Here is a 24,864-nt window from a genome sequence, read left to right as displayed (position 1 = left end):
AAAACAAGATGGGGAAGTTTTTCATGATGAGATCACCTTTCTAAACAAATACATAAAAAAGCTTCGGAAAGATCCGAAGCCTTAAGAGTTTATCATACATGGAAATAAGACGCTAGTTGCTCGTTTGCTAATCGGTTTCCAACAAAGAAGGAACCAAATTCGCCGTAACGTGCACTCACTTCATCAAATCGCATTTCGTAAACCAATTTTTTAAATTGAAGCACATCGTCAGCGAAAAGAGTGACGCCCCACTCATAATCATCAAAGCCAACAGAACCTGTAATGATCTGTTTTACTTTCCCAGCATAGCTTCTGCCAATTAAGCCATGGCTTCTCATAAGGGATTTACGCTCATCCATTGAAAGCATGTACCAGTTGTCATTGCCAGAACGTCTTTTATCCATTGGATAGAAACAGACATATTGAGAAGTAGGAAGCTCTGGATAGAGGCGCGCACGTACATGCGGGTTCTCGTAAGGGTCTCCGCCATCTCCGCCTCCTGCTAAGTAGTTGCTGAGTTCAACAACTGACACGTAAGAATAAGCTGGAATCGTAAATTCGGCTAGTCGTGTCTTGTTGAATTCAAGTTCAATTTCACCTAGTTCTTCCATGGTCGGACGTAAAATCATGAGCATAATATCTGCTTTTTGGCCGACAATACTATAGATTGCTTGGCTTCCAGCCTGATTGTGCTCGGCTGTTTTCCATTTTTCTAATAGACCTGTGAACTCATGAATGATGGCTTGACGCTCATCGCTTGTCAGCAGCTTCCAAGCCGTCCAGTCGATCGTTCTAAAATCATGCAGCGCATACCAGCCATCTAGTGTTTGAGCTGCTTCATTTGTTGTATGTTGTTCGCTCATTTCTTTCACTCCTATTTACAGTTTTCCATCTGTTCCAACTATAACATAGTTTGTCCAAATGAAGATGTGATCAAAACTTGAACGACGAAAACGCTTTTCTAGAAATTGATTTAATTAGTTTGAAAAATAAGAATTTAAATTGTAAGCGCTATAATGTAAGTTGGTAGTTTGAATTTATGTAGAAGAAGAGTATGCTTAAAAGAGAACGCTTTTTTTGTAAAATCAAGGAGGGTATTGAAGTGGCAGATATTTTTTCAACAGTTCAGGAAAAGGTTGCAGGTAAAGGAGTTAAGATCGTTTTTCCTGAGGGAATGGACGAACGCATTCTAACAGCCGTTCAAAAACTAGCAGATGGCAAAGTATTGCAGCCAATTGTTGTAGGTAAGAAAGAAGAAGTAGAAGCAAAAGCAAAAGAATTAGGTCTTACACTTGATGGTGTTGACGTGTATGATCCTCATACATATGAAGGTTTTGAAGATCTTGTACAAGCTTTCGTCGAAAGACGTAAAGGCAAAGCGACAGAAGAGCAAGCGAGAAAAGCATTACTGGATGAAAACTACTTCGGTACAATGCTTGTGTATAAAGGTCTTGCAGACGGCCTTGTAAGCGGAGCAGCACACTCAACTGCTGACACAGTGCGCCCAGCACTTCAAATCATTAAAACAAAAGAAGGCGTAAAGAAAACTTCTGGCGTCTTCATTATGGCTCGCGGCGAAGAGCAATATGTGTTTGCTGATTGTGCGATCAACATTGCACCAGACAGCCAAGATCTTGCTGAAATTGCGATCGAAAGTGCAAACACAGCAAAAATGTTTGACATCGAACCACGTGTAGCAATGCTTAGCTTCTCTACAAAAGGTTCAGCAAAATCAGACGAAACAGACAAAGTATCTGAAGCGGTTCGCATTGCAAAAGAAAAAGCACCTGAGCTTGTTCTTGATGGAGAGTTCCAATTCGATGCAGCTTTCGTTCCTTCAGTGGCAGCGAAAAAAGCACCAGATTCCGTCATCAAAGGCGATGCTAGCGTATTTGTTTTCCCTAGCCTTGAAGCTGGAAACATTGGCTACAAAATTGCCCAGCGCTTAGGTAACTTTGAAGCTGTAGGTCCAATCCTACAAGGTCTAAATCAGCCAGTAAACGATCTTTCAAGAGGCTGTAATGCCGAAGACGTTTACAATCTTGCGCTGATTACAGCAGCTCAAGCACTATAAAATAGCATCTCGACTAGAGCAGTCAGTACGATAGATTCGTGCTGGCTGTTTTTTTATTTTGTCCAAATGTGTACAATAAAGGGTGAAAAGAAAACACGAATCGTAGATAAAGCCGATAGGATAGGCAGGTGCTATAATGGAGGATTTAATATATAAACTTCAGCATAAGGTCGCATTTTTAACCGATGCGCAGAGAAGAATTGCAGATTATATCGTACAAAATCCAATGGAAGTCGCTTTTTTAACTGTCGATAAATTGGCGTCAAAAGTCGGGACGAGTACAGCAACGATCATGCGATTCTCTGCTGCGATGGGGTATTCCGGTTTTTCTGAGTTCCAAAAAGAGCTTCAGTCAGCTATGAAGCATAAAGCCGACCCTCAAACGAGACTTGAAGCGAATCTCAAGCATTCAAATAAGAATAAGCTCCTGCATGACCATGTAGAACTTCAATTTCAAAATATCCAGTACGCACTGGACAATATCACGGAAGAAACCTTTCAGCAGATTGTTGGGAAAATAGCCAGCGCACGCCACGTTTTGTGTACAAGTGTTCGAAGTGGAAGACCTGTTGGTGAGTATCTGTCACTCGGAATCAATCGGTTATTGGGGAATTGCCAATACATTGATGCAGACAAAAGCGACTGGGTGGATGATTTGGTTCATTTCGACTCGGGTGATTTCATTATAGCTGTCAGCTATCCGCGCTATGCAAAGCGTATGAAAGATTTGATGGAAGCAGCGAAGTCTTATGGGGTGGAAGTGCTTTTAATCACAGACAGCTACAGCTCTCCATTAACCAAATATGCACAATATGTATTACCATGTTCCTCTGCAAGTGTAGGCTCTCATAACTCTGTCGTATCTGCTATCTTTATCGTCGATTACATTTTAAGTGCCTTAGCGATGAATGATCCTGAAAGAACAAAACCACGTTTAGATCAAATCAATCATATGTTAACGAAAATGAGTTACCACACAACACATTAGTCGTGTGGAACTCATTTTTTTATTTTTTGAAAGCGCTTTACTAATTGAAAATGAGGTGGTATGATCATATCACAAAAGTAATAAATATTACTTTAATAAAAATAAGTGTAATGAATATAACTAAAAGGGGATGATGGAAACAATGAGTACTGTTCATTTCGTGTCAAATGATCTTATCGCTAGGGCAAAAAAGCTTAACTCGACCTTGCTGTCAGACGTAATGGGATGCACCGGCGCGATGGATCATCAAATCAAACCAGTTGCGAAAGGCATGAATGTAGTCGGCACAGCTTTTACTGTTAGCTTACGGCCAGGGGATAATTTATTTCTTCATCAAGCGATCTACTCTGCTAAAGAAGGAGATGTACTGATTGTGGATGGAAAAGACCATAAGGGTCATGCCTATTTAGGGGAATTGATGGCACATTCAGCAAAGGCTGTAGGAATAGAAGGAATCGTGATTGACGGGCTTGTTCGCGACAAACTTTCTTTAGAGGAGCTGGCTTTTCCAATCTACAGTAAGGGGTTTATGCCAAACGGACCTTTTAAAGATGGTCCTGGGGAATTGAATCAAACCATCTCGTGCGGCGGTGTCAAAGTAGCCCCAGGTGATCTAGTCATTGCTGACGATGATGGAGTCGTCATCGTTCCAAAGGAAAGGGCGGAACACCTGCTGACACTAGCGGAAGAGAAACAAGCGTATGAACATCAGAGATTAAAAACGATTCAACAGTATGTGGACGAAGGAAAGCAAGACATCAGTCTCTTAGCACCGGCATGGCTGGAAGGCAGAATGAGAAAATTTCAAGGATAGGGGAATCGGTGATGAAAATAGGCTTTATCGGATATGGTGAAGCAGCATATGAGCTGTCAACGGGTTTGAAAATAGAAGGATTAGACCAATTTTATGCGTATGATGTCCTATTACAAAGTGAGAAATTAGCTGGCTCGTTGAAAGAAAAAGCATCGCAAACAGGCGTTCAATTAATGAGCAGTATTAGCGAAGTCATTGAGAAATCTGATCTTGTGATTGCAGCTGTACCAGCGAATAAAACCTTAGAAGTGGCACAATCCGTATCGGGAAGTTTGAAAAAGAATCAATTATATGTAGATGTATCGGCATCAACACCAGACATCAAAAAACAAGTAGCAAACGAAATCGAAAAGCAAGAAGCGCTATTTGTAGATGCCGCCATGCTAGGGCCTCTTCCAATCAACAAACACAAGGTTCCGATCACGGCAAGCGGCAGTGGAATTGACCAATTCATGAAAGTAATGAATGCTTATGGCATGAATATCACAAAAATTAGTGACCAGCCAGGAGATGCTTCGGCACTAAAGCTAATCAGAAGCATTTATATGAAGGGGATTGTCGGTCTCTTGATTGAATTTTTGGAAATTTCTAAAAAATATAATGTGGAACATCAAGTGATTTCTTCACTAAGCGATACAATCGATAGCAAAAGTTTTGAAGAGACCATGAACCGTCTTGTGACAGGGAGTGCATTGCATGCAAAAAGACGGGCGGTTGAGCTGCTTGGCTCTATTGAAATGCTAGATGAAGCAGAGATTGATGCCAGTATGTCTCGGGCAGCACAACAGAAGCTTGAGAGATTAGCAGACTTTCACTTTGCTGAACGATTTGACGGGGTAAAACCTGCTAGCTGGGAAGAAGTCATTGACGTGATGCAGCAAGGGGAATAATTTGTAAGCGTTTTATTTAATGAAGGGGAGGCGAAGAAACGATATGGGTTTTATTGCGTTGATTGTGTTCATAGCTGTCATCATTATATGGAATGTCGTCGTGAAGCGGAATATGGGAGAAGCCATGCTATTAGGCTTTCTTGCGACCACATTATTTGGCGGATGGGATGCGTTAAGACTTTTCTGGGATGGTTTAATCTTTGCATCCACATATGAGGTGCTTTATGCAGCTGTCGCATTTGTATTCATGGCCTATTTAATCGAAAAGTTGGAATTAATTCATGCACTCTTACGAATCTTGAATTCTGTTGTAGGGAAACTTCCTGGTGGAGCAGCTTATATGAGTACGTTAGGTTCAGCAGTGTTAGGCGCTCTTTCAGGTTCAAATTCTGCAAACACAGCTGCGACTGGCTCTATCACCGCCTCTTGGATGATTAAATCCGGGTGGAGCCGGACCCATACGGCCACGATTCTAGCAGGGAATGGCGGACTTGGAGCGGCACTGCCTCCGAACTCTTCCATGTTTATCATGCTTGGGTTTGCCCCAGTTGCCGCCCTTGTATCTGAGGGAGATTTATATATTGCTCTTCTAATAGGAGGACTGTATCAAGTCGTATACCGATTTATTTTGGTGTATCTTCTGGTGAAAAAGAATAAAATTCAGGCCATGCCGCCAGATGATATTCTTCCTTTCTGGGAAGCGGTAAAACAAGGGTGGAAGTCGATCTTTATTTTTTTCGGTGCCTTGATTCCTATCATGATCACTATTGGTCCGTTTGCAAACTACTTAAAAAGTAATCCAAACATCGGACCAGAGGCAATGGATCAAATTTCTTTAATTACGTGGATTCCGATTCTTATGATATTAATTAGTCTAACAATTGGAAGAAGCAAGGCGTCTGCTTTAGATTGGTCTCAATTTTTCAAATCAGCCATTCCTAAATTCACAACGATTGGCGCTTTGATGCTGTTTGCAGTGGCTGCTAGTCAAGTGCTTGCTGAATTAGGGCTCGCAGATGATTTGACGCAAATCACATCAGTACTTGCCATTCCGAAATGGCTCATGGTGCTCATTGTGGGTGTTCTTGTCACACTGGTGGCAGGCCCTCTATCTTCAACAGCGACATTAACAGCAGTTGGGCTTGTCTCATTTTCAGCTTTAATCTCAGTTGGAGTGGACCCAGTTGTGGCTGTAGTTGCCATTCTTGCTTTTTCATCAACTGAAGGCGCTTCGCCGCCTGCATCAGGGTCCATATTTATCGCTTCTGGTCTAGCAGGGGCCAGACCAGAAAAAGCCTTTATCCCACTGATCCTCTATTATATGCTTCCGATCGTTGGCATTGGCTGGCTCATTGGAATGGAGATACTTCCCGTATAGAAAGGAGAAACAGATGAGAGTATTGATGGAATTCTTATTTAAAGTGCTGCTTGTCCTATTCCTAACGTCAGGAACGTTGTTGGTATTCGGTCAAATACTAGGAATTCTCTTGCAAAAGGGAGATATGATCATTGCTAGTACGAACCTATTTAAAAACCCAACACTGGTGTTAAGTGCCTTTTTTAGCCTTGTCGGGTTTTCACTCCATTATATCCCTGAGAAGAAAGACGCTGCATGTAACGATCATGGCTCAGCATCAGTCGGTGAGACTTTAAAATAAGCATCAAAAGCTGGATCCTATCGAAGGATTCAGCTTTTTTTATGTGAATTAGGTATAAAAACCCAATACATACGATTCATTTTTTAGTGAATTCGTTTTCAATCATATGCCTCTTGTGCTAGTAAATGGTAACATAACGGAGGACTATTTGAGGAATAGAGGTGTTTGACGATGTCTGGAGCTATCATCGGTTATACAACAGCCTTGTATTCGTTAAAGGCAGACATATCCATAAAAAAAGAACAAATCATAGAACTGAACATGTGTCGAAAAGAAATCAAAGAAGCAAAGTCTGCTCTGGCAGATGCTAACAAGAAAATGACTCATCCAGATCTGACATCACATACATGGTTTGGCCATCTCGCAGATACGTTTGATGACATTCGAGACGAGATGGCATCCGCCAGTCAAGAGATAAAAAGTGTACAGCTGACCAATCTAGTGAACCGAATTGATGAGAAAATCAGCGACTTAAAATCAGAGATCCATTCATTAGAACATGAAATTCATTCGGTTGAAAGAAAAATAGAGAAAGAAAAGCAGAAACAACTGGAAGAAAAAAGAGGGTAGTCACATGAGCAGAGAAATTAAAATAGATGCCAGTCAGGTCAAACGAGTATTGCAGCATGCAAAACAATCAGGCGCTCAAATGAATGCAACACTTCCAACAACCATCAAAGGAAGAAATCAGCTCCTGACGGCAGACACATTAGAAAAAATCAATCAGCAGCTGAACGAATTAAGTACATCCTATATAGACATTCTTCAGAAACAACTTGTACAAACAGAACAAGCGGTGAACACCATGATCGAAACGGACAAGGCGCTTGCTTCCAGCAGTAAAAGAAAATAAAGGAGAACGCAATGAAAACCCTTGATGCTTTTGCGCTAATAAACGGAATTGACCAAACGCTGAATACATTAAAGCAGCAATCACAACAGATTAGCTCCATAGAAAAACAAATCCAACAGATCATCTCACTTGATGGCGCACTAAAGGGAGAGGCAGGACAAGCCATCCGCTCCTTTTATACAGAATGCCATATTCCCTTCCTGCAATTTTTTCAGGTTGTCATTGAGGAGTACAGCTCTGCGCTCAAACAAACAAAGCAGGCGCTTCATACACTTGAATCAAATCAGCACGGCTTTATATCACAAGCTTTTATTGAACACGAACTTGATTCAGGTTTAAAAAAAGCAGAGCGAGCGATTTCTGACATTGTTTCAGATGTGAGCCAGGCGATCGGCAGGGTCAGTCATATCGTTCACTTGCCTCATGTAGACGAGTCTGCTTTTCAACAGAGCTATCAAAAAGCGTGGCTTGAGACATCCAGAGCCATTGGACTGCTCCATGCCTTTGACAGAGAACAAACAAGTGCTATGAATGAAACAACAAGTGCATTGCAAACAATGAAGCAATACATCAACACGCTAAGCACCATGTTCACCGGCCCAAAAATCGAGATCACTAGCTATCAAAAAGGGTCTATTTTCAAAGACACAAAAGAAGAAAAAGTAAGTAGCACGATCAGCGGATTGAATGAAAAAATAGACAACCCGAAAGACAATCCGATGATGATCATGCTGAAGAAGCTGAGAGAGAAACAACAGGCGGATGTGGAGACGGTGGTTCGGGACGAATCTCATAAAAATATTAATCAACAAGTCACAGCAAACGATCCATCACTTACGACATTGCAAAGGGAAGCTGTGAACGGGAAAAACAAGATTCATAGAGACATCAGGGTCATAAATGGTAAACTATACAACGTCAAAGGCATTAAAAAATTAAAAGAATTCGATATAGCAGATGAAGTCGTCACCGACTCATCCGATATTGATTTTATTGGCGGTCGATACACCGTTTACGCCAATAAACAAATCATCCGAACGTATATCGCAAACGGTGAAGTTAGAATAGAAGAAGTAGACAAAATCCCAGAAAGCCGGAGCCGAGGCAATGCGAAACGCATATTAGACGGTGAAGTTGTCTCAACAACCGAAAACATCATCCTAGAATACAGCGGAATCTATGACGGCTATCGAGCCGTCACCGGCAAAGACCCAGAAACCAGCAAAAATATTAGCAGCACAGAACAAGCTCTGTCCGCAGCTTCAATTATTCCAATCGCGAAAATAGGGAAGATAGGGAAATATGTTTTTAAGATAGATCAAGGGAAGAGTGCGGTAAAGAGGATTACTACTAGTACAGGGAGTAAGATAGATTCTGATACAATAAAAAAATATGTTAGAGATATAGAAGGACGAACAGGAAGAGAGTTACCTAAAAACCAAATAGATAATTTGAAAGCAGCATTAAGAAATAAAGAGTATAGCAAAATGTCACCTATAGAAACGGCTAAGCATCGGGCGAAATTTGATAGTGTGAAAAATAAAGTAATCAAAGAGTGGGAAAGAAATACTGGACAAAAGTGGCCAGTGTATAATGAAAATATTATTTCAGGGAAAACTGGTAAAGTAATTAGAAAAAAAGGAGATAAGTATGATGCTCACCATATAATTGAAAATACTTTTGGAGGAGAGCATGAGTGGTGGAATATGCATCCTGCAAAATTTCCAAATGAGCATCAAGCAGGTATACATGGAGCAGGTTCACCCGCAAATACATTATTTAAAGGAGTTAAAAAATAATGGGATATGAAATTATTAAGAAAAACGAAGAAAATAGTTTTTTTTTAGTAACTGAAAAAGAAATCTTAGATGTTGAAAAGGAACTTGATTTAAAGTTTCCTAAGGAGTTAATTCGTTTTTATATAGAGGTAGGTTACGGTTTTATTAATGGGTCTGAGTTTAACACTAATCGCATCATGGACCCTTATTCTGTAAGAGACTTTCGATTAAGGGCTAATGATTTTGAATTTTATCCTGACATTGAAATCTATGATGAATTTGAGAATAACAAATTAATCTTTTTTGAAGCAAATGAGACAGCATTAATGTCAATTGAATTGAATGAGAAGGATAAAAGCGCAATATATTATTATGATATAAAAATCGCTAATTCTTTGGAAGAATTTTTAACCAAAATACAAGAGGATGATAAATATTATCTAGATTTACTAGCAGACTAATAAAAGCCTTTCAAAAGTTACTTTGCATTGATTAACTAATAGATGAGAATTGCAAAAGTCGAAATACATAATTTGGAATATAAGTATGGGTTGAGTGACCTGTTAAGTAAAATTTAAAGATAAATCAAAAATTTATAAACATAGCACTCATCGAGGAGGATTCACATGATCGATGTAACCCAAATTCCAGGTTTAATCATCAACAAACCAGAAACTGATATAAACATCAAAGAGGCAGAATCCCAGCTAAACATGCTGCTGCCCCATGCTTATAAGACCTTGCTAAAACAGACAAATGGATGTTCCGTCGAAGGCGATGTTCTACTATATGGAACTGAGGACATAGTAGAACGCAATAAAACATGGGAAGTCCATCATTATGCCAGCGGCTATGTAGCCATTGGTGACGATGGCGGCGGGCGAGTATTTCTTATGCGGCAGGCAGAAGAAGAGAAAAAAGTGTGGATCGTCGATGCTGGTGTGATGGACCCTCAGCATGCGGAATTGGTGGCTGAAGACTTGTTAAGCTGGGTAAGTCACGGCTGTTTCATAGAAGTTTAGTCTATTAAGGAGATGATCGATTTGCCGTGGAACACATTGATCGCTGCATGCCTCTTGGTTGGGGCTCCTGTCGTTTTGATTGCAGCTGTTTATTTCATTTCGAAAAGGAAGAACAAGAAAACCAAATCCAGTTGAAAAGCTCTGTGACGTTCCTTGTCATAGAGCTTTTTTCTCTCTCATTCTCCCTCCATGTTATAATAAACACAGTTTATGAACGAGAGGATATGCAGGACATGAAAAATGAACCTATTGAGTTATTGACGCAGCCGACATGGCGAATCATAGATCAATCGAGCCTTGGTCTCTATGTAGACCCAAAGCAATCTTTTGCGATGGATGATACGCTTTGTGCGTCGGTCGGGAAAGGACTCTCACCAGCGACAGCGCGTTCTTGGGTGCACCACAATACGATCGTTCTTGGGATTCAGGATACAAGACTTCCATTTCTCCAAGAGGGTGTAAAGCTTCTTGAGGAAGAGGGATATCGCGTCATTGTGCGCAATTCAGGCGGTCTTGCTGTGGTGCTGGATGAAGGCGTACTAAATGTGTCTTTAATCTTTGCGGAACAAAAGAAGGGCATTGATATTGACCGTGGATATGATGCGATGGTGGAATTGATTCGCCGGATGCTGTCGATGTATGAGGTGGACATTGAAGCCTATGAAATTGTCGGCTCTTACTGTCCAGGTAGCTACGATTTGAGCATCAATGGAAAGAAATTTGCCGGCATTTCTCAGCGTAGATTACGAGGAGGGGTCGCTGTGCAAATTTATTTGTGTGCAGATGGAAGCGGCCGGGAACGAGCTGATTTGATTCGCCGTTTTTATGAGGCGGCCTTAAAGGATAGAAGGCATGAGGTGAAAGCGGTATTCCCTGATATAAAGCCTGATACGATGGCATCCCTATCAGAATTAACTGGAGAACCCATTGATTGTGCGCTTCTCATGCGTCTTTTACTAGAAGAACTTCAAAAGCTGAGCGAGCAACTGACCGCTTCAGGGCTGACCACCGAGGAACAGCTGGAGTTTGAGAAAAACATGACGCGGATGATTGAGCGGAATGAGAAAGTGTTCTCGTAAACATATCTTTCCAGCCATCTTAAAAATAGGGGTGATGTAATGGAAACGAAACTTCTGAAAGCCATTGAACTGCGAGAAAGTGGACATCTTCAAGAATCCAATGACATGCTCATCCGTCTTGTAGAAGAGTATCCAGATCATGCCTCCATTCACTATCAATGTGCTTGGAGTTATGATGTGTTAGGGGAGGAAAAACAAGCTGTCTTTTTTTATGAGAGGGCCCTTGAACTAGGTTTGTCTTCAGAAGAAAGAGAAGATGCTTTTTTAGGATTAGGAAGTACATACAGAACCTTAGGGGAATATGAAAAGTCAAAACAGATATTCCTCCATGCGATGGAAGCTTATCCGCATAATAAAGCCATTCAAACGTTTTATGCCATGACTTTGTATAATTTAAATGAACATAGCAAAGCCATGGAAATATTACTGAACTGTTTAACTGAAACGACAAACGATCCTGCTATTTTGAGTTATCGAAAGGCTATTGATTTTTATTCAAATCAGTTAGATCGATTGTGGAAATGATTTATATAGACATGGAGGGGCAATGTAATGGAAGAATCCCCTCCTTTGTTATGACATTTTATATGTGATAGTCCTTTATGACATAAGAAAGAAGGAAAATGTATTGTCATTCATCACCACGTATTACCCGCTGTTTATGCTTTGTATGTTGTCTCTGTTGTATATGATATATCGTATCCAGCCAATGGCCTCTACTGTGAAAAAAATCATCATTGTGCTATGTGTGTTAACAAATGCTGCCTATATTTGCTGGCGTCTCTTCTTTACATTGCCGCATGAAGGTACTTTTAATGTTGTCATGGGCATTTTGCTTGTTGCCTGTGAATGCATTGGGTTTATCCAGCTGCTTGTGTTTTATACACTGGTTTGGAAGCCTTCAAATCGGAAACAAGTCATGATTAGTGATCTTGAAAGGCTGCCAACAGTTGATATTTTCATAGCTACATATAATGAACCAATTGAGGTGCTGAAACGCACTGTTGCAGGTTGTTTGAATCTCTCTTATCCGAAGGAAAGCGTTCAAATTTATTTATGTGATGATGGCAATAGGGAAGCAGTAGAGCAGCTTGCTTCTGAGTTTGGTGTTCATTATCTGACAAGAACAGATAACAGATTTGCTAAGGCAGGTAATTTAAATCATGCGATGTCTCAAACGGATGGAGAGCTGATTCTGACACTTGATGCAGATATGGTCCCTCTTCCTTCCTTTTTAGAAAAAACAGTGCCCTATTTTCATGATGGGGCAACTGCGTTTGTTCAAGTTCCACAGGCGTTTTATAACGAAGATCCTTTCCAATATAATATGTTCTCGAAAGATCGAATTCCAAATGAACAGGACTTCTTCATGCAAACCCTTCAAGCTGGTAAAGATCGGTTTAATGCCGTCATGTATGTTGGGAGTAATACTGTATTTAGAAGAACGGCCTTAGATGAAATTGGCGGGTTTGCGACTGGAGTGATTACAGAAGACATGGCAACAGGAATGCTTCTCCAAGGGAAATTCAAATCTGTGTCTGTCGGAGAAGTATTAGCCGTCGGTCTGGCACCTGAAAGCTGGCTTGATCTGTTAAAGCAGAGAGATCGCTGGTCGAGAGGGAACATTCAGTGTGCCCGTAAGTTTAATCCTTTGAAGGTGCGCGGCTTAACGCTGATGCAGCGCGTTCTTTATTTAGATGGCATTGTGTATTGGTTTAACGGTTTATTTAAAATGATTTATATTCTCACACCGATTTTGTTTTTATTGTTTGGTATTCAAAGTTTCTGGGCAGATTTCCAGTCCGTTTTCATGTTTTGGCTGCCGGCGTTCTTTAGCTCGTATTTAGCTTTTAAACTTGTGTCGAATCAAAAAAGAAGTATGTTTTGGAGTCATATTTATGAAAGTTCAATGGCATTCCACTTAGCTGGTGTGGCACTCAGTGAACTGTTCTTGAAGAAACGGGTTGAATTTCTGGTGACACCGAAGGGAATTCAAACGGACAAAAGACATTTTCATTTGAAAACGATGATTCCCCATCTGATCTTCTTGCTGCTCTCATTGCTTGCCCTTGTGAAAATAGGTTACGATGTGAAGGTAAATGGGACGATGAACGCTGATCTTATGTTGATTAATATTTTTTGGGTGCTTTATAACGGTGCAGGCTTATTCATGGCACTGCTTGTGGCGTTTGATCGACCGCGTTACCGGAAATCAGAGCGATTTGTCATTGAAAAAGAGGGGCATCTTCGTTCTGATCATCAAGATCAGTCGATGGCTTGTTTTCTACTAGATATGAGTGATTCAGGTGCGCGTCTATCCATTCCATTGGACCAAGCGTCTTCTCTATATCAAGGACAAACGCAATTATTTTTTTCAGAGAATGACAGTGTGGCGTGTGACGTGATTTGGAGTTATCCAGAGGGAGACAAGCTGATGGTTGGTGTTGCTTTTACTGACACACAAAAATCAGAGTATTTATCACTGATCCGTTTCTTATTCACACGAGAGCATGTAGCGGTGACGGATCGTGAGAAAAAATCTCATGCTGTTCGCACGTTTCTCCGCTTTTTAAGAGAAACGGAGAAGGTACCAAAGGCTCTGCGTCGCAAATGGATGAGAAGGCCATTGCAAGGTGTGACAGGCACGATCGCCTATGAGGACCGACTAGAAGAGAAGATGCCGGTGATCATACATGATATCAGTTTATCTGGGTGCAAAATTGAGTTTGAAGATTCAATTGAATTAAATGGAAAAGTGCGGATCACCATTGACACAGAATTTCTAACGGATCAGCCGGCGATTGCGATTTGGACATCACAAAAACGCAGACGTACAATGGCCGGACTCAAGTTTGTTCAGCCTGAAATCAAGCAGATAGAAGAAAGAGAGGGAGTGGTTTCTTGAAATCTAAAAATGGCGGTTACCTCTATTTACTATGGCTTCCTGTCATCATAGGAGCCGGTTACGGCATTTCGCTTTTCGTGCCGTTTCTTCAGCCTGTACTGACGCTTGGTATCGCAGGGCTTTATATTTTTATCTTTGGTGATTTTCAGGTGAGGCAAGTTAGGTATATTTTTATGTTCGTCTTCTTGATCAATGTCCTTTTTAGCGTGATGCTATTTTTGGATATTTAAAAAAGTGCTTCCCGCAGGTGGGGAGCACTTTTTGGTTATTCAGCCATTTTTTCAAGGTTGCCGTTACGATCCATTTTAAAGGTTGGTGCGGCACTGTCGTCCTCTTCAAACAAAACTAGTTTTCTTGCACGGTTCATGATTTTGACGAGTGTTTCATAATCTTCTTGAATCGTGAGCTGATCCTTTTCAAGCTTTTTCACTTCAGCTTCTAGTTGCGTGACTTTATGTGAAAGTTCATTGTTTTCTTGTTTTAACCGGCTGTTTTCCATGCGTAAGGCAGAAGATTGTTGACCATCGCCTTCATAGCGGCGTAAGAAATCAATGATATCCTCAATGGTTAGCTCTTGACGCTGCCCAAATGGATTAGTTTCTGGCTTTTTCTCTGTCACTTGAGAAGCCTGTGACAATAAATGTGATAAACTAGCTAACTCTTCATTGTAGCTTTGATCCACAAATTGAAGCTGTTCGGCTGTTTCGGCTGCAGGTGCAAACGTTTCTTCTTGCGCAGGTTCCAGTTCTTGAGAGAACTCTTCCTGTGTGATCGTTTCTTCAACTTGCGGCTGATAGAGCAAACGTTTTTTCGCAGGCTGCCCATTTCCGAGTGCACGCATGCGTTGTTTACGCTGTTTTTTGGCAAGTGCCAATGCTTTTTCATATTGATGCCTCACGACAGCATTCCATCTAAATCCGCATGCCGCTGAGGTACGGTTTAGCTTGTCTCCCACTTCTTCAAATGCGTTCAGCTGTGTACTGCCCTCTCTAACGTGACGTAAGACGGTTTCTGCCAGAAGGAGATCATTTTCCTCTGACCAAGCATCTTGTCTTTGTTTTGACATGTGTTTAAACCCCCATAAGATTTGATGGTATTAGATTAGCCAAGTTCAAGAAGGTTTATACAAGTTTGCTAAAAGGATAGTGGAAAATACTAGCTTTTATGTGAATACGTCTCTGTGCTGACAAAGCTTCTTGCAACTCCAGTCGCTTCGATGTACAATGTTGGGTGGTATATTATTCACTCTTAGTTGTCCAACTGTTTCATATAGAATGAAGTTTCATCATTGAAAGGAAGCGTAAGAACATGGCTAATGAGTTTCGCGTATGTGACGATTGTGATGCGACGAACCTAAAAACGTTATTGCCTCGACTTAAATCGGTTGACCCTGATGCAAAAATTGAGATTGGCTGTCAATCGTATTGCGGTCCAGGACGAAAAAAGGCTTTTGCGTTTGTGAACAATCGCCCATTATCCGCACCAACAGAAGATGAGTTACTCGAAAAGGTTCAAAAAAAAGTCAAATAAATGTCACTGAATGTGTTCAGTCGACCTAAAAAGAGGTCCGTCCCTGTCAGGTCGGGCTTTTTACGTCCGTTCAATCTATGAGAACACATTCGCCAGCAAATTCAAGGATGTTTTCGGGAAAAGTTACCCGATATAATAGAAACACGTCTTAAAAAAAGAGGGACGAAACGATGGCGTATCCAAAAGGGAAATTATCCGAAGAAAAGGTATTTAAAGATCCTGTGCACCGCTATGTTCACGTACGGGATGCATTGATATGGGATTTAATCGGAACGAGAGAGTTCCAGCGCCTTAGACGAATTAAACAGCTAGGCACCACTTATTTAACGTTTCATGGGGCAGAACACAGCCGATTTAATCATTCACTCGGTGTATACGAGATTGTCAGACGAATTGTGGATGATGTGTTTAAAGGAAGACCCGAATGGGATGAAGGGGAGCGTGAGCTTGTACTGAGTGCCGCCCTGCTTCATGACCTTGGACATGGTCCGTTTTCTCATTCCTTTGAAAAGGTCTTTCATTTAGATCATGAATCGTTTACAAGAGATATCATTTTAGGGCAGACGGAAGTAAATGAAGTGCTGCGCCGGGTCAGTGACGATTTTCCAAAGCATGTAGCAGAAGTCATTGCCAAAACGTATCAAAACAAACAGGTGGTCAGTTTGATTTCAAGTCAAATTGATGCCGACCGAATGGATTACTTGCAGCGTGATGCTTACTATACAGGCGTCAGCTATGGTCACTTTGATATGGAACGTATTTTACGCGTAATGCGTCCAAGAGAAGATCAGATTGTGATGAAACAGAGCGGGATGCATGCCGTAGAGGATTATATTATGAGCCGCTATCAAATGTACTGGCAAGTCTATTTCCACCCAGTGACACGCAGTGCGGAAGTCATTTTAACAAAAATCCTCCATCGGGCAAAAGAGCTGCATGAAACGGGATATATTTTCACACATGCTCCTGTGCATTTTTATTCAATTTTTGAAGGAAATGTCACCACAGAGGACTATATTAAGCTGGATGAATCCATTGTCTTATTTTATTTTCAGGCGTGGGAAGATGAAGAAGATCACGTGCTGGCTGATTTGTGCCGCCGTTTTATGAACCGCCGTTTATTCCAATATACAGAGTTTAATCCTAACGAAGAAATGACGAAATATTTCAAGCTGACGGCTTTGTTCAAAGAAGCAGGAATTGATCCTGACTATTATTTAGTGGTCGATTCTTCCTCTGATTTGCCTTATGACTTTTATAGACCGGGCGAAGAAGAAGAGCGGCTGCCGATCCACCTTTTGACGCAAAGTGGTCATATTAAAGAACTGTCGAGACAGTCAGATATTGTTGACGCCATTTCCGGTAAACGAAGAACCGATCATAAACTTTATTTCCCAATGGACTTAATTGTAGATATGTCGGAAAAAGCTGAAGAAAAGAAGGCGATCATGAAGCTGCTTGGATTGGGATAAGGAAGTACTGAAAAAGGAGATGTCGGGAATTTGTTGAAAGAGCATGCAAAGTTGATGAAGGTATTCTCTGAATCAGGGGAAATCGTTGGACGGAAGAAGCTGCAAAAGATGATTTACATAGCAAAAAAGCTGGATTTGCCTTTTTATGAGAAATACGATTTTCATTTTTATGGCCCCTATTCAGAGGAATTGACGCTCAGAATTGAAGAGTTGTGCAACCTTGGATTCTTGGACGAAATGAAGGAAAAAAAGGGCGGATACTATCAATATCGCTATTCGCTGACGGACAATGGAAAAGAGTTTCTTGATCAGTGTGAAGTGGACATGCCTGACCTTAAAGTGCTGACGCAGCAGATGAACGAGCAATCGTCTCGTTTTCTAGAGCTTGTCTCAACGATTTTATACTTTGATGATCTGCCAAAAGATGAGGTAAAGGAAAAGGTCTTCACCATTAAAAGCAAGCAGCGCTATACGGACGAAGAATTTGAGGCAGCCCTTGCGTATATTGATCAGTTGAAGGAATTGAACTAACTTGCAAAAGCCCAATTTTTGGGCTTTTTTTGTTTTGTAAGACCTGGACCGAAAGCGCTATTTTTGAATGAAATGTGTGTCGAAATATCCGGAAAATTAGTGAAAATGACATGATTCGACTTTCTTCCTGTATATCAAATTCCCTGTTTTTGACTGAATAGAAGGAAAATGGTGAATTTTCAGTGAATATATAACCTTGTGAAAAACAAAGGAGGGATAGGAATGAAAAAGCGTTCAGTCTTTTTGTCATTTTTATTGGTAGGTAGTTTGTTACCGGGGGTAAGTTCAGCTTCTGCACCAGTTGCAAGTGCAGGTCATGGGCATGATCATGGTCATGCGCCGTTTGAAACACATATTAGTGAAGGGTTGCCAAAGGCAAACGATTTTAAAGATTTGACGAAGGCACCTCCTATTGAAAGAGATGTGACAACCAAGATTTTAGATGAGTCTGGTAAACAGGTAGGGTCTAGAACCTTTAAAGCAAATACAGGAGATTCGATTTCAACAAAAGCTAGTACAGGCAGTCAGAAAGTGACCGTCTATGCAGTAGCTGATGCGCAGTATCGTGCGAAATATAGTGATTGGCAGACGCGCATTGTCAGCATCATTGAGCAAGCGGATGTGACATTTAACCGTGATCATGATGTGGACTTTGTCGTACAAGCCGTAGGATCTTGGACGTCCTCAGGATCAAATTCATCACAAATTTTATCCAACCTTCAGCGCAGCTTTGATGGCAGAGGATACGATTTTGTCACAGGATTTACAGCAAATCCAAACTTTGATGCTGGCGGAATCGCTTATGTTTACAATAGTGCACCGAGCGGTAGTGCATTCGCCGTTAACCTTGATCAAGGAACAGCGAACACAGCAAAAGCGGCTACACATGAATACGGCCATAACTTTGGTTTGCCGCATGACCCTCAAGGCAGCGGAATTGTCTGCTTAATGAATTATGATTATTCTTACACTGTCGATTACTTCGATGCGGCTCATAAAAATCAAGTGAACCGTAATAAAGCTTGGTACAGATAAGGTAAGAGACAAAAGGACAAACACCGAAAAAGTGTTTGTCCTTTTTATATGCTTACAGGTCGCTCATTCGCTTTCCTGCTACAGCATAATGTTCTTTTTTCATTTCTTCAATAATGACAGAGACTTTTTCTGCACCTGCGCCTGTTGTTTCAACAACGGCATCTGTGACTTTCTCCACAAGAGCTCTTTTCTGCTCATCTGTTCTTCCTTCAAGCATTTGAACGGTGATAATCGGCATGATGGCAACCTCCTTTTTCCTGTAGTGCTACGCTTCCCTTTAGTTTAAGGGACTTCTTATAGTATACTGAATGGAGTAAATCATTGTATAGAAAGAAAGAGGGATTCATGCCTTTGGACCAATTTCTTGTTTATCCATTAGAACTGATTCCATATGTCGCCATTACGCTTGTTGTGGCTTTTACGATGCACGAGCTGGCGCATGCATATGTTGCGTATCGTTTTGGAGATCCGACAGCTAAAAATCAAGGGAGACTGACGCTCAATCCATTGAAGCACCTTGATATTTTCGGGACGATCTTGATCTTTGTGGCTGGGTTTGGCTGGGCGAGGCCTGTACCTGTGAATCGGTACCATTTCAAAAACCCGCGTCTCGCAGGGATATGTGTGTCGATCGCTGGACCATTAAGCAATTTGGTTTTGTCATTTTTGGGCTTTTGTGTGTATGCGCTTCTTCAGAAATTTGGTGGGGAGTCGCTCATTCGCTTTGAGCCGGGGGTCGATTATTTCTTCCAAATCTTTATTAACTTGAACGTGATTTTGTTCCTATTTAACTTATTACCGATCCCGCCGCTGGATGGATATCGTATTATTGAGGATGTTGTCAGTCCCGGCATCCGTGCAAAGATGACGCAATTTGAACAGTATGGAATCATCATTTTCCTCATCTTCGTCATCACGCCGCTAGGTCAGTTTGTTTTTGGCCCTTTGATCGGAATGCGTAATCAAATTATTGACTGGTTTAATCTTATTTTGAAGCCGCTGCTTTAGGAGGTCTAATGAATGGAAGGTAAAAAGAAGAAACCAATTGGTTTTAATATCATTAAAAAAACAGATTCAACGGATGGGCATGGAGGTTTTGGGGCAGGTGCCCTCAGCCTTGATAATATCTCGCCAGTGATCATTGATGTGGAGGAAAAGGAAGCCGTCATTGATATTGGTGCGATGCATGCAAGAAGTGCCGTCGAAAAAGGAATTAAATTTTTAAAAACCAAAGAAGAGGTACCTAACGGAAAACCGTATTGGCTCGTATGGGTGACGATTGACCGCAGAGAAGAGGGGCCATATTATGCAGGAGTCACAGCTTGTGAAATGACGGTTGACCGCTCGATCCGCAGAGGATATAAGTCGCTTCCTGAGCATGTGAATTTAATGGATAAATCCATGAAGCGTAAAATCGTTGTCAGTCATATGGATGATGGTTCGAAAAAGGTGCTCGCTGATTTCTTGAAGAGTCACAATGAAGCGTTATGGGAAGCATCTACAGATGAATTAAAAGAAGGGTTGTCTGTTCCTGAGTAATTGTGAAATTTTTGTGAAGAATGATGAATGGATACCAATTCCAGTCGTTTTTTCAGTAAACTGGTGTTAAAGCTAGGACATGGAGAATCCCGAGATGCAGATCTCGGGGTTTTTCATGTCCATTTTTAACGTTTCAGCCACTTTTCCCACCATTTCTTAGGCTGTTGATCCTGAGCCGTGTCTTGCTCAGATGCTTTGTTCTCGGCACCATAGCAGACACCGGTCGGCTCCGTTCCTTCTATAAAATAGGTAAATACCTTTGATTCGCATCCTGGGCCAGCGAGATCACCCGTTTTTGGATTGATATATACGCCTTTTACACCGTCTGGCGGCATGAAGGAGGAGGCTGGCTGGTTTGAGAGGGCTGATTCCATAAAGGAAGCCCATATCTTTTTCGCATAGGCGGTTTCTTTGACCGAGTCAATGGTGCGTCCTTTATCATAGCCGGTCCACACACCTGTGACGAGCTGGGGAGAGAAGCCGATCATCCAGCTGTCAGCGCCTGTCGTCCCCGATTTTCCTCCATAATTTCTGGTAAGATCTTTTGAAATGGTACGTCCTGTGACACTTGTATAGCCATTTAATTGATCATTGAACATCCCTGACATCATGTCAGTGGTGACAAATGCTGCTTTTTCATCTAGTACTTGCTCTCGTTTTTGTTTCTCCTCAAATAGAACATTGCCCTTTGCGTCCGTTACTTTCGTAATAAAGGTTGGCTTGACACGTTTTCCTCCATTGACCAGCATCGCATAAGCATTGGTCATTTCGATTGGTTTGACAGGTGAAGTACCTAGCGCAAGTGAAGGCACTTGATCTAGTTTTTCGTGAATCCCGAACGTTTTGCCTGCACGTACAAGCTGTTCCATTCCTAAAAATAGATGGGTTTTGACCGCATAAATGTTATCAGATAGAGCCAAAGCCTGAAGCATCGTAATACCGTCATTGGCGTAATAGCCGTGATAGTTGCTTGGTGAATAAGCGGCGCCGCTTCCTTGCTCATCGAGTTCAAAAACGGTTTCCTCACTGCGCATCACCGTTGCTGGTGTAAACCCATTTTGCAAAGCCATGTAATAGAGAAGTGGTTTCATTGTTGAACCCGGCTGTCTTTTTGCTTGTGTGACCCGATTGAATGGACTTTTCTCGTAATCTCTCCCGCCTATGAGGGCGAGTACATGCCCTGTTTGGGGATGGATGGCGGTAAAGCCAATTTGGATACCTGATTCAGAATCCATGATGTTGGTTAAAGTCTTTTCAGCGATTTTTTGTAATTCAGGTTGTAAGGTCGTTTCGATATGAAGACCATACGTTTCAATTTGTTCCTCGGTTAAACCCAGCGTTTGTTTCAGTTCGCGAATGACATCATCATAAAAATACGGGGCCTGCTTTGCTTGCAGCTGCTTTTGTTTGAGCGGGCGATAGGACAGCTTTTCCTTGCTGGCATCAGTAGCTGCTTTTTTCGTAATCATGCCATCCTCTTGCATTTGCCTCAGAATCATATTCTTTCTTGCACTGGCTTTCTCCTCATTCACATAAGGGGAGTAGAGAGAAGGCCCCTTTGGAATACCGGCAAGCAAGGCAGACTCAGCTAAAGTCAAGTTCTTCGCTTTTTTTCCAAAGTAAAGGCGGGATGCCGCTTCCACACCGTATGCGCCGTGGCCATAATATATGGTGTTCAAGTATCCTTCCAATATCTCATCTTTTGTATAGTTTTGTTCTAAGCGGATCGTGTAAAAGGCTTCATTCCACTTCCGCTTCCATGTTTTATCATGATCTAAATATAAATTTCGTGCGTATTGCTGGGTGATCGTGCTGGCGCCTTGTACCTTTGCCATTGCACGAATATCTGCCACCGCAGCACCTGCCATTCGTTTCACGTCAAAGCCGTGATGCTGATAAAAGGTTTTATCCTCAACCGCGACCACTGCCTGCTGTATATGAGGGGACATGTCCTTTAAAGGAACCCAGTATCTCTTTTCTCCAAAGCTCGATTCGCCAAGTTTAGACCCATCGGCTGCATAAATGGTCGTGGATTGGGGAACTTGAACAGAGGGAGCGCCTTGCCACTTAGCTAGTAAAAGAATCGTCAAAAAGACTGTGCCTGCAAATAGAAAAGCGAGCAAGCCGATAAAAAAACAGGCCCGAATCGTTTTCACGGTCATGCGGATTTTTTTATTACTCATGATTGTGTCCATGCAAAGCCCCCATTTTGACGGTTTTTTATCAGTATGGGACAAAGAAAACCGTTTTAAACAGGCGACTGCAAGGGTGTGCTTTAAAAAATGAAGTTATCTTATGCGGTTCTTTACAATTTGATACGAATCCACTATACTTTTTTCTTGGACAATCGATATAGTCATAGCCGATAAAAGGCGCTAACAATAGATGTTTGTTTATTATTGGATGAGAGGAAGATGAACGATGAGCGAACTTTGGTATACAGAGAAGCAAACGAAGAATTTTGGCATTACATTGAAGGTGAACAAAACCCTTCACACAGAACAAACAGATTTTCAGCATTTAGAAATGGTGGAAACAGAAGAGTTTGGCAATATGCTGTTTTTAGACGGTATGGTGATGACATCAGAGAAAGATGAGTTTGTATACCACGAAATGGTGGCACATGTTCCTCTTTTCACTCATCCAAACCCGGAAAATGTTCTTGTCGTAGGCGGAGGAGACGGTGGTGTTATTCGTGAAATCCTGAAGCATCCAAGTGTGAAAAAAGCGACACTTGTTGATATTGATGGCAAGGTCATTGAATACTCGAAGAAGTTCCTTCCTTCAATTGCTGGGAAACTAGACGATCCTCGTGTAGAGGTGAAAGTGGGAGACGGCTTTATGCACATTGCGGAAGCCGACAACGAATATGACGTGATCATGGTTGACTCAACTGAGCCAGTTGGACCAGCTGTGAACTTGTTCTCTAAAGGTTTCTATGCAGGAATCTCAAAAGCACTAAAAGAAGACGGTATTTTCGTTGCACAGACGGACAACCCTTGGTTCACACCTGAGTTAATTACAAATGTACAGCGTGATGTAAAAGAAATTTTCCCGATTACCATGTTATATACAGCGAATATCCCAACATATCCAAGCGGTCTTTGGACATTTACCATTGGTTCTAAGAAGTATGATCCACTTGCTGTAGAAGACAGCCGCTTCTTTGATATTGATACGAAATATTACACAAAAGAATTGCACAAAGCGGCATTCGTTCTGCCGAAATTTGTGAGCGATTTAATCAAATAAATCAAGCGAAGTGGAAATGCGCAAATGAAAGTTTGCGCATTTTTTGAAGCGTAAAAGGAGGAATCTTGTATGAGATTCGACGAGGCTTATTCAGGAAAAGTGTTTATTGGAAGTCATCCAACATGGGAAGATGCGAAAGTCATTTTATACGGGATGCCGATGGATTGGACCGTCAGCTACCGTCCAGGCTCACGTTTTGGCCCGAACCGTATTCGTGAAGTATCCATTGGATTAGAGGAATACAGTCCTTATTTAGATCGTGAACTGCACGAGGTGCCATTCTTTGATGCTGGCGACATCCCGCTTCCATTTGGCAATGCACAGAAAAGCTTAGATTTAATTGAAGAGTATGTCGACAGCATTTTAGAAAAAGGGAAGTTTCCATTAGGAATGGGTGGCGAGCATCTTGTGTCTTGGCCGGTTTTCCGTGCGATGTATAAGAAATACCCTGATTTGGCCATCATCCATATGGACGCACATACCGATCTTCGTGAGGAATATGAGGGTGAGCCGCTTTCACATTCGACACCGATTCGCAAAGTTGCAGGACTTATTGGACCTGAAAATGTATACTCTTTCGGCATCCGTTCAGGGATGAAAGAAGAATTTGAATGGGCAAAAGAAGCAGGCATGCACATTTCTAAATTTGAAGTGCTGGATCCATTGAAACAAGTATTACCAAAGCTGAAAGGCCGCCCAGTTTATGTGACAATTGACATTGATGTACTTGACCCAGCTCATGCACCTGGTACAGGAACGGTAGATGCTGGCGGTATTACGTCAAAAGAACTGCTGGCATCTATTCATGCCATTGCTGGTTCTGATGTGCATGTCGTCGGTGCAGACCTTGTAGAGGTAGCGCCTGTATATGATCATTCCGATCAAACGGCGAATACAGCAAGCAAACTTTTACGAGAAATGCTGCTTGGTTTTGTGAAATAACATCTTGATAGAGGAGCTTGTCATCTCATATGGACAAGCTCTTTTTTTACATGGGTGACATGATAAAGGAGGCAGGTCGTGTTTTCTTCTGTATTGATGGTATTACTCGCTTTATGTGTGTTAGCGGCAGGCTTTCTTACGCTGAAAAGAGAGCTTGCAGCGGGTCCGCCTACTTTTATCTCGAAAAAAGAGGCAAAGGATGAGATGGTTCATCTGTTTCAGGATCGAGGCTTTTTCTATCTCACTGGCATCGCGCTGTTGATGCAGTTTGTTTATAAGCAAGGGCATCTTCCCCCATTTGATTTGTTTCAGGCATTTTTGGCAAGTTCAGGTATCCAAGCACTGTTTTATCTCATCAATCGAAAAAGCGCAGGGCTCAAGACTGGACTCGTGATAGGGGTGAGCTTCATTTTTCTTTTTTTCTAAAGAGACATGTGAAGATCAAAAATGGGGTTTCATCCACACGAAGATGAGAAATGATGGGATGATAGGCAATCGGGAT

At 41.6% G+C, this 24,864-nt stretch carries 28 protein-coding genes; 24 read left to right on the top strand and 4 right to left on the bottom strand.

The window, feature by feature from the left end; translation table 11 throughout:
* Positions 1-92: 92 nt before the first annotated feature.
* Complete coding sequence (gene hemQ / locus ACNO7B_RS17355) at positions 93-863, bottom strand: hydrogen peroxide-dependent heme synthase (protein WP_417901757.1); 771 nt, start codon at positions 861-863, stop codon at positions 93-95.
* Positions 864-1,102: 239 nt separating this feature from the next.
* On the opposite strand from hemQ, the gene pta reads away from it, so the two are divergent.
* The 15 genes from pta to ACNO7B_RS17280 all read left to right on the top strand — a co-directional run bounded on the left by pta (position 1,103) and on the right by ACNO7B_RS17280 (position 14,291).
* A complete protein-coding gene (pta, locus tag ACNO7B_RS17350) occupies positions 1,103-2,074 on the top strand; it encodes a phosphate acetyltransferase (protein ID WP_008343597.1) in 972 nt (323 codons plus the stop codon).
* Between the two features lie 136 nt (positions 2,075-2,210).
* Entirely contained in the window at positions 2,211-3,062 is an 852-nt protein-coding gene (locus ACNO7B_RS17345) for a MurR/RpiR family transcriptional regulator (protein ID WP_058213482.1), read from the top strand.
* A 142-nt stretch (positions 3,063-3,204) separates the two neighbouring features.
* Positions 3,205-3,876: an RraA family protein gene (locus tag ACNO7B_RS17340; RefSeq protein ID WP_338335111.1), complete on the top strand. Its 672-nt coding sequence runs from the start codon at positions 3,205-3,207 to the stop codon at positions 3,874-3,876.
* Positions 3,877-3,887: 11 nt separating this feature from the next.
* The gene (locus ACNO7B_RS17335) at positions 3,888-4,766 is read left to right on the top strand and encodes a prephenate dehydrogenase/arogenate dehydrogenase family protein (RefSeq protein ID WP_417901756.1); all 879 of its coding nucleotides are present in this window, start codon (positions 3,888-3,890) and stop codon (positions 4,764-4,766) included.
* A 43-nt stretch (positions 4,767-4,809) separates the two neighbouring features.
* Positions 4,810-6,144, top strand: coding sequence for a TRAP transporter large permease subunit (locus ACNO7B_RS17330; protein ID WP_417901755.1), 1,335 nt, complete (start codon positions 4,810-4,812; stop codon positions 6,142-6,144).
* 13 nt (positions 6,145-6,157) lie between these two features.
* A complete protein-coding gene (locus ACNO7B_RS17325; RefSeq protein WP_125589393.1) occupies positions 6,158-6,424 on the top strand; it encodes a hypothetical protein in 267 nt (88 codons plus the stop codon).
* 171 nt (positions 6,425-6,595) lie between these two features.
* Complete coding sequence (locus tag ACNO7B_RS17320; RefSeq protein ID WP_008343584.1) at positions 6,596-6,994, top strand: YwqH-like family protein; 399 nt, start codon at positions 6,596-6,598, stop codon at positions 6,992-6,994.
* A 4-nt stretch (positions 6,995-6,998) separates the two neighbouring features.
* Positions 6,999-7,277 (top strand): YwqI/YxiC family protein, encoded by a 279-nt coding sequence (locus ACNO7B_RS17315; RefSeq protein WP_008343583.1) that lies wholly within the window; start codon positions 6,999-7,001, stop codon positions 7,275-7,277.
* 11 nt (positions 7,278-7,288) lie between these two features.
* The gene (locus ACNO7B_RS17310; protein ID WP_417901754.1) at positions 7,289-9,076 is read left to right on the top strand and encodes a T7SS effector LXG polymorphic toxin; all 1,788 of its coding nucleotides are present in this window, start codon (positions 7,289-7,291) and stop codon (positions 9,074-9,076) included.
* Positions 9,076-9,516 carry an SMI1/KNR4 family protein gene (locus ACNO7B_RS17305; RefSeq protein ID WP_056704175.1) on the top strand — a complete coding sequence of 147 codons (441 nt, stop codon included), beginning with the start codon at positions 9,076-9,078 and terminating at the stop codon, positions 9,514-9,516. The genes ACNO7B_RS17310 and ACNO7B_RS17305 overlap by 1 nt, the downstream gene beginning before the upstream one ends.
* 165 nt (positions 9,517-9,681) lie before the next feature.
* Positions 9,682-10,077, top strand: coding sequence for an SMI1/KNR4 family protein (locus ACNO7B_RS17300; protein ID WP_079919301.1), 396 nt, complete (start codon positions 9,682-9,684; stop codon positions 10,075-10,077).
* A 233-nt stretch (positions 10,078-10,310) separates the two neighbouring features.
* Positions 10,311-11,156, top strand: coding sequence for a lipoate--protein ligase family protein (locus ACNO7B_RS17295; protein WP_417901753.1), 846 nt, complete (start codon positions 10,311-10,313; stop codon positions 11,154-11,156).
* 39 nt (positions 11,157-11,195) lie between these two features.
* Positions 11,196-11,681, top strand: coding sequence for a tetratricopeptide repeat protein (locus ACNO7B_RS17290; protein ID WP_096881989.1), 486 nt, complete (start codon positions 11,196-11,198; stop codon positions 11,679-11,681).
* 103 nt (positions 11,682-11,784) lie between these two features.
* Complete coding sequence (locus ACNO7B_RS17285; protein WP_417901752.1) at positions 11,785-14,061, top strand: glycosyltransferase; 2,277 nt, start codon at positions 11,785-11,787, stop codon at positions 14,059-14,061.
* Complete coding sequence (locus tag ACNO7B_RS17280; RefSeq protein WP_008343557.1) at positions 14,058-14,291, top strand: DUF5970 family protein; 234 nt, start codon at positions 14,058-14,060, stop codon at positions 14,289-14,291. The genes ACNO7B_RS17285 and ACNO7B_RS17280 overlap by 4 nt, the downstream gene beginning before the upstream one ends.
* 35 nt (positions 14,292-14,326) lie before the next feature.
* Here ACNO7B_RS17280 and ACNO7B_RS17275 read toward each other — a convergent pair whose 3' ends face one another.
* The gene (locus ACNO7B_RS17275; protein WP_417901751.1) at positions 14,327-15,127 is read right to left on the bottom strand and encodes an RsfA family transcriptional regulator; all 801 of its coding nucleotides are present in this window, start codon (positions 15,125-15,127) and stop codon (positions 14,327-14,329) included.
* A gap of 242 nt (positions 15,128-15,369) precedes the next feature.
* On the opposite strand from ACNO7B_RS17275, the gene ACNO7B_RS17270 reads away from it, so the two are divergent.
* From ACNO7B_RS17270 to ACNO7B_RS17255, 4 genes are all read left to right on the top strand, one after another.
* Positions 15,370-15,591, top strand: coding sequence for a DUF1450 domain-containing protein (locus tag ACNO7B_RS17270; RefSeq protein ID WP_003215259.1), 222 nt, complete (start codon positions 15,370-15,372; stop codon positions 15,589-15,591).
* Between the two features lie 170 nt (positions 15,592-15,761).
* Positions 15,762-17,063 carry an HD domain-containing protein gene (locus tag ACNO7B_RS17265; protein WP_007497716.1) on the top strand — a complete coding sequence of 434 codons (1,302 nt, stop codon included), beginning with the start codon at positions 15,762-15,764 and terminating at the stop codon, positions 17,061-17,063.
* Between the two features lie 30 nt (positions 17,064-17,093).
* Entirely contained in the window at positions 17,094-17,594 is a 501-nt protein-coding gene (locus ACNO7B_RS17260) for a YwgA family protein (protein ID WP_007497715.1), read from the top strand.
* 222 nt (positions 17,595-17,816) lie between these two features.
* A complete protein-coding gene (locus tag ACNO7B_RS17255; RefSeq protein ID WP_366966453.1) occupies positions 17,817-18,629 on the top strand; it encodes a zinc-dependent metalloprotease in 813 nt (270 codons plus the stop codon).
* 52 nt (positions 18,630-18,681) lie between these two features.
* Here the strand turns inward: ACNO7B_RS17255 and ACNO7B_RS17250 are convergent, their stop codons facing one another.
* A complete protein-coding gene (locus tag ACNO7B_RS17250; RefSeq protein WP_008343530.1) occupies positions 18,682-18,867 on the bottom strand; it encodes a 2-hydroxymuconate tautomerase in 186 nt (61 codons plus the stop codon).
* Positions 18,868-18,974: 107 nt separating this feature from the next.
* On the opposite strand from ACNO7B_RS17250, the gene ACNO7B_RS17245 reads away from it, so the two are divergent.
* Both ACNO7B_RS17245 and ACNO7B_RS17240 read left to right on the top strand, forming a co-directional pair.
* Positions 18,975-19,637, top strand: a complete 663-nt coding sequence (locus tag ACNO7B_RS17245) for a site-2 protease family protein (RefSeq protein WP_417901750.1) — start codon at positions 18,975-18,977, stop codon at positions 19,635-19,637.
* 12 nt (positions 19,638-19,649) lie between these two features.
* Positions 19,650-20,168, top strand: a complete 519-nt coding sequence (locus ACNO7B_RS17240) for a YwhD family protein (protein ID WP_417901749.1) — start codon at positions 19,650-19,652, stop codon at positions 20,166-20,168.
* Positions 20,169-20,293: 125 nt separating this feature from the next.
* Here the strand turns inward: ACNO7B_RS17240 and ACNO7B_RS17235 are convergent, their stop codons facing one another.
* Entirely contained in the window at positions 20,294-22,363 is a 2,070-nt protein-coding gene (locus tag ACNO7B_RS17235; protein ID WP_417901748.1) for a transglycosylase domain-containing protein, read from the bottom strand.
* 226 nt (positions 22,364-22,589) lie between these two features.
* On the opposite strand from ACNO7B_RS17235, the gene speE reads away from it, so the two are divergent.
* From speE to ACNO7B_RS17220, 3 genes are all read left to right on the top strand, one after another.
* On the top strand, positions 22,590-23,420 hold the full coding sequence (gene speE, locus ACNO7B_RS17230; RefSeq protein WP_007497710.1) for a spermidine synthase: 831 nt from the start codon (positions 22,590-22,592) through the stop codon (positions 23,418-23,420).
* 69 nt (positions 23,421-23,489) lie between these two features.
* A complete protein-coding gene (gene speB / locus ACNO7B_RS17225) occupies positions 23,490-24,362 on the top strand; it encodes an agmatinase (protein ID WP_212359658.1) in 873 nt (290 codons plus the stop codon).
* Positions 24,363-24,440: 78 nt separating this feature from the next.
* On the top strand, positions 24,441-24,788 hold the full coding sequence (locus tag ACNO7B_RS17220; protein ID WP_417901747.1) for a hypothetical protein: 348 nt from the start codon (positions 24,441-24,443) through the stop codon (positions 24,786-24,788).
* Positions 24,789-24,864 lie beyond the last annotated feature (76 nt).

Source organism: Bacillus sp. AK25 (assembly GCF_048270685.1).
Classification (GTDB): domain Bacteria; phylum Bacillota; class Bacilli; order Bacillales; family Bacillaceae; genus Bacillus; species Bacillus altitudinis.
This window is presented reverse-complemented; position numbering and strand designations above follow the sequence as displayed.

Coding starts and splice junctions, on each gene's coding strand:
- hemQ (WP_417901757.1), bottom strand. CDS start 863: ATGAGCGAACAACATACAACAAATGAAGCAGCTCAAACACTAGATGGC.
- ACNO7B_RS17345 (WP_058213482.1), top strand. CDS start 2,211: ATGGAGGATTTAATATATAAACTTCAGCATAAGGTCGCATTTTTAACC.
- ACNO7B_RS17340 (WP_338335111.1), top strand. CDS start 3,205: ATGAGTACTGTTCATTTCGTGTCAAATGATCTTATCGCTAGGGCAAAA.
- ACNO7B_RS17335 (WP_417901756.1), top strand. CDS start 3,888: ATGAAAATAGGCTTTATCGGATATGGTGAAGCAGCATATGAGCTGTCA.
- ACNO7B_RS17330 (WP_417901755.1), top strand. CDS start 4,810: ATGGGTTTTATTGCGTTGATTGTGTTCATAGCTGTCATCATTATATGG.
- ACNO7B_RS17325 (WP_125589393.1), top strand. CDS start 6,158: ATGAGAGTATTGATGGAATTCTTATTTAAAGTGCTGCTTGTCCTATTC.
- ACNO7B_RS17320 (WP_008343584.1), top strand. CDS start 6,596: ATGTCTGGAGCTATCATCGGTTATACAACAGCCTTGTATTCGTTAAAG.
- ACNO7B_RS17315 (WP_008343583.1), top strand. CDS start 6,999: ATGAGCAGAGAAATTAAAATAGATGCCAGTCAGGTCAAACGAGTATTG.
- ACNO7B_RS17310 (WP_417901754.1), top strand. CDS start 7,289: ATGAAAACCCTTGATGCTTTTGCGCTAATAAACGGAATTGACCAAACG.
- ACNO7B_RS17305 (WP_056704175.1), top strand. CDS start 9,076: ATGGGATATGAAATTATTAAGAAAAACGAAGAAAATAGTTTTTTTTTA.
- ACNO7B_RS17300 (WP_079919301.1), top strand. CDS start 9,682: ATGATCGATGTAACCCAAATTCCAGGTTTAATCATCAACAAACCAGAA.
- ACNO7B_RS17295 (WP_417901753.1), top strand. CDS start 10,311: ATGAAAAATGAACCTATTGAGTTATTGACGCAGCCGACATGGCGAATC.
- ACNO7B_RS17290 (WP_096881989.1), top strand. CDS start 11,196: ATGGAAACGAAACTTCTGAAAGCCATTGAACTGCGAGAAAGTGGACAT.
- ACNO7B_RS17275 (WP_417901751.1), bottom strand. CDS start 15,127: ATGTCAAAACAAAGACAAGATGCTTGGTCAGAGGAAAATGATCTCCTT.
- ACNO7B_RS17270 (WP_003215259.1), top strand. CDS start 15,370: ATGGCTAATGAGTTTCGCGTATGTGACGATTGTGATGCGACGAACCTA.
- ACNO7B_RS17265 (WP_007497716.1), top strand. CDS start 15,762: ATGGCGTATCCAAAAGGGAAATTATCCGAAGAAAAGGTATTTAAAGAT.
- ACNO7B_RS17255 (WP_366966453.1), top strand. CDS start 17,817: ATGAAAAAGCGTTCAGTCTTTTTGTCATTTTTATTGGTAGGTAGTTTG.
- ACNO7B_RS17250 (WP_008343530.1), bottom strand. CDS start 18,867: ATGCCGATTATCACCGTTCAAATGCTTGAAGGAAGAACAGATGAGCAG.
- ACNO7B_RS17245 (WP_417901750.1), top strand. CDS start 18,975: ATGCCTTTGGACCAATTTCTTGTTTATCCATTAGAACTGATTCCATAT.
- ACNO7B_RS17240 (WP_417901749.1), top strand. CDS start 19,650: ATGGAAGGTAAAAAGAAGAAACCAATTGGTTTTAATATCATTAAAAAA.
- ACNO7B_RS17235 (WP_417901748.1), bottom strand. CDS start 22,363: ATGGACACAATCATGAGTAATAAAAAAATCCGCATGACCGTGAAAACG.
- speE (WP_007497710.1), top strand. CDS start 22,590: ATGAGCGAACTTTGGTATACAGAGAAGCAAACGAAGAATTTTGGCATT.
- speB (WP_212359658.1), top strand. CDS start 23,490: ATGAGATTCGACGAGGCTTATTCAGGAAAAGTGTTTATTGGAAGTCAT.